The sequence below is a fragment of the Luteibacter sp. genome (assembly GCF_051958795.1).
In the GTDB taxonomy this organism is placed as follows: Bacteria; Pseudomonadota; Gammaproteobacteria; order Xanthomonadales; family Rhodanobacteraceae; genus Luteibacter.
Map to the genome: position 1 here is coordinate 1 of NZ_JBQCFT010000346.1, position 9,284 is coordinate 9,284.

The following is a 9,284-nucleotide window of genomic DNA, read 5'->3' on the forward strand; positions in this document are numbered from 1 at the left end:
CGCCCGCCGCAGGGGGGCAACCGCCAGGGTCGCTAAAAGTGGGCCCCCACTGGGTGGGCACCCACGACCAGCTAACCAGCTATAATCGGGTGTTCACGTATCCCCCGACGGCTCTCGCCATGTTTGAATCGCTCAGCCAACGCCTCTCCGATACCGTCAACCGCCTGCGTGGTCGCGGCCGGCTGACTGAGGAAAACATCCGCGAAACCCTGCGCGAGGTCCGCATCGCCCTGCTCGAGGCCGACGTGGCCCTGCCGGTGGTGAAGGCGCTGGTCGAGCGCGTGAAGGTCCGCGCCATCGGCCAGGACGTGATGAAGAGCCTGTCGCCCGGCCAGGCGCTGGTGAAGGTCGTCAGCGACGAGCTCACCGCCGTGATGGGCGTCGCCAACAGCGAACTGAACCTCGCCGCCCAGCCACCCGCCGTCGTCCTCATGGCCGGCCTGCAGGGCGCGGGCAAGACCACCACCGTCGGCAAGCTCGCCCGCTTCCTCAAGGAGCGCAAGAAGAAGCGCGTCATGGTGGTCAGCTGCGACGTGTACCGTCCGGCCGCCATCGAGCAGCTTCGCACCCTCGCCACCCAGGTCGATGTCGCGTTCTTCCCGTCGGAAGCCGGGCAGAACCCGGTCGATATCGCGAAGGCGGCCGTGGCTGCCGCGCGCCGCGAAGTCATCGACGTGCTGCTGGTGGATACCGCCGGCCGCCTGCACGTCGACGAAGCGATGATGGAGGAGATCAAGGCCCTCCACGGCGCCATCAATCCGATTGAAACCCTGTTCGTCGTCGATTCGATGACGGGCCAGGACGCGGCCAACGTCGCGAAGGCATTCTCCGACGCGCTGCCGCTCACCGGCGTGGTCCTCACCAAGACCGACGGTGACGCCCGTGGCGGTGCGGCCCTGTCGGTGCGCTATGTCACCGGCCGTCCCATCAAGTTCCGGGGCGCGGGTGAGAAGACCGACGCGCTCGAGCCGGTCCATCCGGATCGCGTCGCCCAGCGCATCCTCGGCATGGGCGACGTGCTGTCGCTGGTCGAGGAAGTCGAGCGCAAGGTCGACCACGAGAAAGCCCAGAAGCTGGCCGAGAAGGTCATGAAGGGCAAGCGCTTCGATCTCAACGACATGCGCGACCAGCTCGAGCAGATGAACAACATGGGCGGCCTGGCCGGCCTCATGGACAAGCTGCCGGGCGTCTCCAGCCTGCCTGAGAACGTCAAATCGAAGGTCAACGACGGCGAACTGAAGAAAATGGTCGCCATCATCGGCTCGATGACCAAGAAGGAGCGCCGCCACCCGGATCTCCTGAACGGCTCGCGCAAGGCTCGTGTCGCCCGTGGTTCGGGCACCCAGCCGGCCGATGTGAACCGCCTGCTGAAGCAGTTCATGCAGATGGAAAAGATGATGTCCAAGCTGTCCAAGGGCGGCAGCAAGGGCCTCATGCGCCAGATGCGTGGCGCGATGAAGGGCATGGGCGGCATGGGCGGGATGATGCCGCCGCGCTAAACCGGCCGCGAGGTCACGGAAGTACCCGCAGGTACTTCCATTTCTGAAAACTTTAGCTAAAATGTCCGGCTTTACCGCGCCCGCTTCTCGCGCGCGCCTTGCCGGCATCCGGCACTCTGGAGCACGTAACTTATGGTCAAGATTCGTCTTTCGCGCGGTGGCGCCAAGGGCCGTCCGTTTTATCACATCGTTGTGACCGACCAGCGCAGCCCGCGCGACGGCCGTAACATCGAGCGTGTTGGCTACTACAACCCGGTCGCTTCGGGCGCTGACAAGCGTCTCGAGCTCGACGTCGCCAAGGTCAACGCCTGGGTGGCCAAGGGCGCTCAGCTGACCGATAAGGTCCGCGCGCTCGTCAAGGAAGCCGGCAAGCTGGCTGCCTGATGTCGAGTGAGCCTGGCAGGCGCGTCCGCGTAGGGCGCATCGTTGGGCTCCATGGTGTGCAGGGCCAGGTCAAGCTCGAAAGCTGGACCGAGCCCCGCCTCCAGATCTTCCGGTACCAGCCATGGCTGCTGACCGCGCCGGGCGTGGAACGGGAGATGAGCGGGATCCGAGGTAACGCGCAGGGCAAGGGCATCGTCGCCTCCCTGCCAGGTATCGAGGATCGTGACCAGGCGGCAACGCTGGTCGGCTGCGAGATCACGGTCTCGCGTGACGCACTGCCGCCTCCCGCACCTGGCGAGTTCTACTGGTTCGATCTCGAAAACCTCGAGGTCGTCACCACGGAAAATGTCTCGCTCGGCCGGGTAAGCCATCTGTTCTCCACCGGCGCCAACGACGTCATGGTGGTCAAGGATGGTGAGAAAGAGCGTCTGGTCCCGTTCGTCCAGGGCCCCTACGTGCAGTCCGTCGATTTCGACGCCGGCCGCATCGTGGTGGACTGGGACCCCGAGTTCTGAGCAGCGGTACCTGAAGTCATGCGCATCGACGTGGTAACGCTGTTTCCCGATTTCGTCCGCCAGTCGGCCGGTATCGGGGTGGTGGGAAGGGCGCAGCAGCGCGAGCTGCTACAGGTCGAGGCCTGGAACCCGCGTGACTTCGCCACCGACAATTATCGCACCGTGGATGGCCGCCCCTTCGGCGGTGGACCAGGCATGGTGATGCTGATCGAGCCCCTGCGAGCGACGCTGGCGGCGGTTCGGGAAGCGGCACCGGAACCGGTGCACGTGATCTACCTCAGCCCGCAAGGCGCGCGGCTGACGCAGAAACGGGTGGAAGCGCTGGCAAACATGCCGCGAATCGCCCTGATCTGTGGACGTTATGAAGGTGTGGACGAACGCTTTGTCCAGCACGAGGTCGACGAAGAGCTCTCAATCGGCGATTATGTGCTGTCTGGCGGGGAGCTCGGCGCAGCGGTGGTTATCGATGCGGTGGGTCGTCTGCAGGAAGGCGCATTGAACGATGCGCAGTCCCACCAGCAGGATTCGTTCTCGGACGGCTTGCTGGATTGCCCGCACTACACCCGTCCCGTGCAGCACGACGCATGGGGTGGCGTGCCGGAGGTGCTGCTTTCCGGCGACCACGCGGCTATTGCCCGGTGGCGTCGCAAGCAGTCGCTAGGTCGAACCTGGCTGCGCCGGCCGGATCTGCTAACGCAGCTGGTCCTGGATGATGAGTCCCGGGCTTTGCTGGATGAATTCCGCCGTGAATATGCACGGCCAAACGGTGCGGCCGGCGACGACCGCCGTAACAAATATTGACAGGTGTGTGCCATGAACAAACTTCTCCAACAGTTCGAAGCCGAGCAGATCACCCGCCAGCTGCCGGATTTCGGCCCTGGCGACACCGTGGTCGTTAACGTCAAGGTCAAGGAAGGCAACCGCGAGCGCGTCCAGGCGTTCGAAGGTATCTGCATCGCCAAGCGTAGCCGTGGCCTGCACTCCGCCTTCACCGTGCGCAAGATTTCGCACGGCACCGGCGTCGAGCGCGTGTTCCAGTCGCACAGCCAGGCCATCGACTCGGTCGAAGTGAAGCGCAAGGGCAAGGTCCGCGGCGCCAAGCTGTACTTCCTGCGTGGCCTCGAAGGCAAGGCTGCCCGCATCAAGGAAGACGTGGCCGCCGCCGCTGCCGCCAAGGCCGCGAAGAAGGCTGCCGCCACCGCCGAGTAATCGGTTGCTGCAAGGCATACGAAAAAGCCCGCGAGCGATCGCGGGCTTTTTTGTTGTGCGTGGCGTCCGAGCGCTTGTGGGAGTGAGCTTGCGAGCGATGGGTGCTTGCGGCCAGAACCATCGCGCGCAAGCGCGCTCCCACAGTGTCAGACCGGCAGGTACTCTTCGGCCAGCACCTTCGCCGGCTCCTGCAGGAAGTTGCCCTGCACGAAATCGACGCCGCAGGCGAACAGCAGCGAGGTGCTCACGGCATCCTCGACCCATTCGGCCACGGTCTGCTTGCCGGTCGCATGGCCTTCCTTGCAGATCTCCGAAATGCGCTTCTGGTTTTCCGGGTGCTGCGGCAGGTCGGTCATGTAGCTACGGTCGATCTTCAGGAAGTCGGCCTCGACGTGGTTGAGCATCTGGAACGAGTTCAGGCCGGAACCGAACTGCTCGACCGCGAACTTGCCGCCCGACTGGCGCCAGCCCACCGAGAATTCCTGGGCCTTGCGCAACATCGTCAACACCTTCGATTCCGGCATGGCGATGACCAGCTGGCTGCGACGCAGCTTGGCGGTCTCCAGGCGGCGCTTCAGCCACGGCAGCAGGTCCGGATCTTCCAGCGACTGCGCGGTGATCTTCACGAAGTAGGTAGTCGTCAGGCCATCGTTCTCGCGGTGCACGAGGGCGTCGATGGCGTGGCCCAGCACCCAGCGATCGATCGCCGGCAGGAGGCCGTTACGTTCGGCGACGGGGAAGAAGTACGAAGGCAGCACGTCACCCTTGGGCCCGCGCATGCGGACCAGGATGTCGTAGTACTCGCCCGCCGCATCCTGCAGGCTGATGATCTGCTGGTGATACAGGCGCAGGCCGTCCTGGGCGAGCGCCTCGCGAACGAGATCAAGCCAGTACTGCTCGCGCTCGGCGTCCGCCTTTTCACGAGCGGCGGGGTCGTGCAGCTCCACGCGGTTGCCACCCTGGTTCTGGGCGTTGCGCAGCGCCGCGCTGGCCTGGTCGAGGACGGTTTCCGCGTTGGCGTTCTTTTCCGCCAGTAGCGTGCCACCGACGGTGACCGTGACGCTGAGCGAGCGGGTGCCGGCATCGACGATCGCATCGGCGATGCTGGCGCGCAGGCGTTCGGTGAGGGCCGCGTGCTCCAGGTCCCCGCGCGGGGCGAGCACGATGCCGAAGGTATGGTCGCCGAGCACGCCGGGGATGTCCTCTTCGTCCAGCGCGTCCTTGATCCGCGTGGCCAGGCTGGCGAGCACCTGGTCCGCATTGGCGATGCCCGCGCTGGCGACCAGCTCCTTCCAGTTGTCCGGCTCGATCAGCAGGACAGCCTGGCCAGCGCGACCCGCCGCGGCGGCTGCGACGGCTTCGTCGATGTGCTCAAGCGTGCGGGCGCGGTTGAACAGGCCGGTGACCGGATCCTGGTACAGCTGCGCCACGAGGGCGGGGTCCACGGTCTGCTGGCGGAACACGATCTGCAGGCAGGCTTCGCCCTCGAACGTGGCTTGGGCGAACTCGACCACCGCCTTGAAGGTGCTGCTGTCATCGCGACGCGCCAGCAGCTCCATCGGGGGCGGGGTTTTCTCACCCTTGGATACGCCACGCAGGGCGTTCTTGAAATCGTCGGCGTGGGTCCCGGAAATCAGGTCCAGGATCGGCAGGCCGATGATGTCGTCGTATTCGGCGAAGCCAAAGGCCTCGAGGTAGGCCTGGTTCACGCGCACATGCATGCCTTCATGGACGTAGGCGATGGCGTCGCGCGATGAATCGAGCAGGGAATCGCAGCGGCGTTCCGTTTCACGAAGCGCCGTTTCCAGGCGGCGCACCTGGCGGCGCATGGACAGCGACTGGAACTCGCGATGCACCGTGGCCAGGATCTGGTCGTTGCGCTTGCGCAGGGCGACGCCGCGGACGCCGCCGGAGAGCAGGTCGGAGACCTCGTCGTCGTCGAGGTGCTCGAGCACGGCGATGACCGCGAGGTCGCGGCCGCTGGCGTCGAGCTGGCGCAGCACGTGGGCAGGCTCGATCCCCGGGACCGTCGGATTCATCAGGACCAGGTCGGGCACCTGCTCGGCCAGGCAGGCCTGGATCTCATCCGGGTTGGTGGCCCGGGATGCCCGCACGGCGATACCGCCGTTGCGCAGGACATTGATCAGGAGTTCCGCCTCTTCCACCGACGATTCGATGAAGAGGACGCGAATGACGTTGTCGTGTTTCATGCTTTTATTGGCTACCGCAGTTCCACCCCGGCACACCGGACTCCAGTGTGCGCCCCCTGTCGCGCGGTCCCGTCGGGTTTACCGGCAGGATGGCCCATACTAACGCGCGAAATCGGCAATGGGACGCTTTGAAGGGTCGCCGGGCAATTCTCTGACCAGTTTTGGGACAAGGTAGCCAGGCAGGCGTGCCCGCAGCGTGTCGACCAAGGCAAGGGCTGCCTCGTCAGCGACCTCGAAATGCGCGGCGCCGCTGACCTTGTCGAGCTGGTGCAGGTAGTAGGGCAGTACCCCTGCGGCGAACGAGCGCTCGCAGAGATCCGCCAGCGCACCGGCGTCGTCGTTGACCCCGCGCAGGAGCACCGACTGGTTGAGCAGGGTGGCGCCCGCGGCGCGCAGGCGGGCGCAGGCGGCGTCCACCGAGGCGTCGAACTCATTCGCATGGTTGGCGTGCAACACCACCACCTTCTGCAGGGGCAGGCCTGCGAGCCACGTGGTGAATGCCTCGTCCACGCGCTCCGGCAGGACCACGGGCAGGCGGGTATGGATGCGCAGCCGGATCACGTGCGGCATGTCGGCGAGGCCGCGGGTCAGCTCCTCGAGCTTGTGCGTGGCCAGGGCGAGCGGATCACCGCCGGAGAGGATGATTTCCCGGATCGAGGTGTCGGCCGCGACATGGGCCAGGGCCTCGCGCCATTGCGCCGCCGCGGCGATTTCCTCGCCATAGGGGAAGTGCCGGCGAAAGCAGTAGCGGCAGTTCACGGCGCAGGAGCCGCTCGCGATCAGCAGCGCCCGGCCATCATATTTGTGAAGAAGGCCATGGCCGGCCTTCGCCGCCATGTCGCCCACGGCGTCCACGCTGTAACCGGCCGCTTCCGCATGCTCGGCCCGCTGCGGCAGCACCTGCAGGAGCAGCGGGTCGGTGGGGTCGCCCTGGCGCATGCGGGCCACGAAGCCGCGGGGGACCCGCAGCGGGAACCCAGCGTCATCCGGCGGCAGCAGGTCGGTGCGGTGGCCGAGGCCGGCGGCGTGGAGCAGCTCCACGGGGTCGGTAATGGCGTCCCGCCAGGCTTCGCGCCAACCCAGGGTGGTGGTCGGTAGGCGGGGAGTGGGGCTTGCGGTTATCATGGTGGGCCTTGGGGCGGGCCCTGCGGCCCGTAACAGACCCCTATTTTAGCCGCCCGGCGGGCGGATTCACCTCTGGAGCATGCAACACATGGCGAGCCTTGGCCTCAATGACGTCAAAACGGGCAAGAAGATCCTCCACAACGGCGATCCCTGGGTGATCACCGAGGCGGACTTCATCAAGCCGGGCAAGGGCCAGGCGTTCACCCGCATCCGCGTGCGCAACCTCAAGGACGGCCGCACCACCGAGCTGACCCTGAAGTCGAGCGACTCGTACGAAGAGGCGAATGCCACCGATACGGACGCCAGCTTCTCGTACATCGAAGGCACGGGCGACGACCGCGAGTGGATCTTCATGCACTCGGAGACCTTCGAGCAGTACCGCGCCAACCTGGCCGCCATGGGCGATGCCTGGAAGTGGCTGAAGGGCGACGAGCAGTGCGTCATCACCATCTTCAACGAAACCCAGATCATCGCCGTCCAGGCGCCGAAGTTCGTTGAGCTGAAGATCGTCGAAACCGATCCGGGCGTCCGTGGTGATACCTCGGGCGGTGGCGGCAAGCCGGCCACGCTCGAAACCGGCGCCGTGGTCCGCGTGCCGCTGTTCGTCAACCAGGATGAAGTGATCAAGGTCGATACCCGCACCGGCGAGTACGACAGCCGCGTCAAGTAAGACGCACGATCGACGTACACGACGGCACGGCCGCCCCCTGGGCGCCGTGCCGTTCGCTTATCAGGCGCAAGGAAAAGGTCTCCATGAGCTCCAACGACACCCGAGAAATCGATCTCCTCATCGAAGCCCGCTGGGTCGTCCCGGTGGAACCGCATGGCGTGGTGCTGGATGACCACGCGGTGGCGATCGACAAGGGCGAGATCCTCGCGATCCTGCCGGCCGATGAAGCACGCCAGCACTACACCCCGCGCGAGCGCGTCTCGCTGGGCGAACATGCGCTGATTCCCGGCCTGGTGAACTCGCACACGCACAACCCGATGACCCTGCTGCGTGGCCTGGCCGACGACCTGCCGCTCATGGTCTGGCTGCAGGAACACATCTGGCCGGCCGAAGGCCGCGTCATGGGCCCGGATTTCATCCGCGATGGCGTTGAACTCGCCGTGGCCGAGATGATCCGTGGCGGCACGACCTGCGCCAACGAAAACTATTTCTTCCCGGATGTCATCGCCGCGACTTACCGGCAGATGGGCTTCCGCGCGGTGATCGGGCTGCCGGTCATCGACTTCCCGACGCCCTGGGCGAAGACCTCGGATGAGTACTTCCAGCGCGCCGAGGAAGTGCACGACAGCCTGCGCGGCGAGCCGCTGCTCACCACCGCGTTCGCACCGCACGCGCCGTACACCGTCTCGGACGAGAACTTCGAGCGCATCCGCGTGCTCTCCGAGCAGCTCGACATCCCGGTGCACCTGCACACGCACGAGACCGCGCAGGAAGTGGAAGAGGGCAAGGCGCGCGATGGCGTGCGGCCGTTCCAGCGGCTGCAGAAGCTGGGCCTGGTGAACGAGCGCCTCATCGCCGTGCACATGACCCAGCTCACCGACGGCGAGATCGCCGCGTGCGCCGCCGCGGGCGTATCGGTCGTGCATTGCCCGGAATCGAACCTCAAGCTCGCCTCCGGCTTCTGCCCGGCGGAAAAACTGCGCACCGCTGGCGTGAACGTGTGCATCGGCACCGATGGCTGTGCCTCGAACAACGATCTCGACATGTTCGGCGAGATGCGCACGGCCGCGATGCTGGCGAAGGCCGTGGCGGGCGATGCGGCGGCCTTCGACGCGGCCAGCGCATTGCGTGCCGCGACGCTCAATGGCGCGAAGGCGATCGGCCTGGGCGAGAAGATCGGTTCGATCGAGCCGGGCAAGCGCGCCGACCTGGCCGCCGTGCGCCTCGACGACCTGGAGACACAGCCGCTGTACCACGTGGCTTCGCAGCTGGTGTACGCCACCGGCCGCCACCAGGTCAGCGATGTCTGGATCGATGGCAAGCGCAAGCTGGCTGACAAGACCCTGGTCGGTATCGATGTCGACGCCATCCGCGACAAGGCTCGCGGCTGGCGCGAACAGATCGCGGCGGGAGATGCGCCGTGAACGACACCATCCATCTCTACCTGGTGATGGCCATGCGCAACCCCGGCTTCCAGGCGTCGGCGGCGCAGGAACACATGGTGTTCCTCGACGGCCTGATCGAGCGCGGCCTGCTGGAGATGACCGGCCCGTTCACGGATGGCAACGGCGGCGCCTACCTCCTGCGCGCTGCCGACCTGGAGACCGCGACGCAGATCGTCCATGGCGACCCGCTGCATGCCAGCGGCTCGTCCACCCTTACTGTCCACGAG

Annotated in this window: 10 protein-coding genes; 8 read left to right on the forward strand and 2 right to left on the reverse strand. The window is 66.0% G+C overall.

From position 1 onward, the window contains the following. Window positions 1-119 precede the first annotated feature (119 nt). From ffh to rplS, 5 genes are all read left to right on the forward strand, one after another. A complete protein-coding gene (gene ffh, locus ACTHLF_RS18285) occupies window positions 120-1,499 on the forward strand; it encodes a signal recognition particle protein (RefSeq protein ID WP_440329206.1) in 1,380 nt (459 codons plus the stop codon). A gap of 132 nt (window positions 1,500-1,631) precedes the next feature. Further along, on the forward strand, window positions 1,632-1,883 hold the full coding sequence (gene rpsP / locus ACTHLF_RS18290; protein ID WP_139983897.1) for a 30S ribosomal protein S16: 252 nt from the start codon (window positions 1,632-1,634) through the stop codon (window positions 1,881-1,883). After that, window positions 1,883-2,398 (forward strand): ribosome maturation factor RimM, encoded by a 516-nt coding sequence (gene rimM, locus ACTHLF_RS18295; protein ID WP_440329208.1) that lies wholly within the window; start codon window positions 1,883-1,885, stop codon window positions 2,396-2,398. The genes rpsP and rimM overlap by 1 nt, the downstream gene beginning before the upstream one ends. Window positions 2,399-2,416: 18 nt before the next feature. After that, the gene (gene trmD, locus ACTHLF_RS18300) at window positions 2,417-3,199 is read left to right on the forward strand and encodes a tRNA (guanosine(37)-N1)-methyltransferase TrmD (protein ID WP_440329210.1); all 783 of its coding nucleotides are present in this window, start codon (window positions 2,417-2,419) and stop codon (window positions 3,197-3,199) included. A gap of 12 nt (window positions 3,200-3,211) precedes the next feature. After that, window positions 3,212-3,607 carry a 50S ribosomal protein L19 gene (gene rplS, locus ACTHLF_RS18305; RefSeq protein WP_440329212.1) on the forward strand — a complete coding sequence of 132 codons (396 nt, stop codon included), beginning with the start codon at window positions 3,212-3,214 and terminating at the stop codon, window positions 3,605-3,607. Between the two features lie 146 nt (window positions 3,608-3,753). Here the strand turns inward: rplS and ACTHLF_RS18310 are convergent, their stop codons facing one another. Both ACTHLF_RS18310 and epmB read right to left on the reverse strand, forming a co-directional pair. Next, window positions 3,754-5,817 (reverse strand): EAL domain-containing protein, encoded by a 2,064-nt coding sequence (locus ACTHLF_RS18310; RefSeq protein WP_440329214.1) that lies wholly within the window; start codon window positions 5,815-5,817, stop codon window positions 3,754-3,756. A gap of 99 nt (window positions 5,818-5,916) precedes the next feature. Then, window positions 5,917-6,942: an EF-P beta-lysylation protein EpmB gene (gene epmB / locus ACTHLF_RS18315; protein ID WP_440329216.1), complete on the reverse strand. Its 1,026-nt coding sequence runs from the start codon at window positions 6,940-6,942 to the stop codon at window positions 5,917-5,919. 88 nt (window positions 6,943-7,030) lie between these two features. On the opposite strand from epmB, the gene efp reads away from it, so the two are divergent. The 3 genes from efp to ACTHLF_RS18330 form a co-directional block, all read left to right on the forward strand. Continuing rightward, on the forward strand, window positions 7,031-7,612 hold the full coding sequence (efp, locus tag ACTHLF_RS18320) for an elongation factor P (protein ID WP_247428306.1): 582 nt from the start codon (window positions 7,031-7,033) through the stop codon (window positions 7,610-7,612). Window positions 7,613-7,695: 83 nt separating this feature from the next. Then, complete coding sequence (locus ACTHLF_RS18325; protein WP_440329218.1) at window positions 7,696-9,036, forward strand: TRZ/ATZ family hydrolase; 1,341 nt, start codon at window positions 7,696-7,698, stop codon at window positions 9,034-9,036. Then, window positions 9,033-9,284: YciI family protein (locus tag ACTHLF_RS18330; protein ID WP_440329220.1), on the forward strand; the 252-nt coding region annotated here is incomplete at its 3' end. The genes ACTHLF_RS18325 and ACTHLF_RS18330, both read left to right, overlap by 4 nt.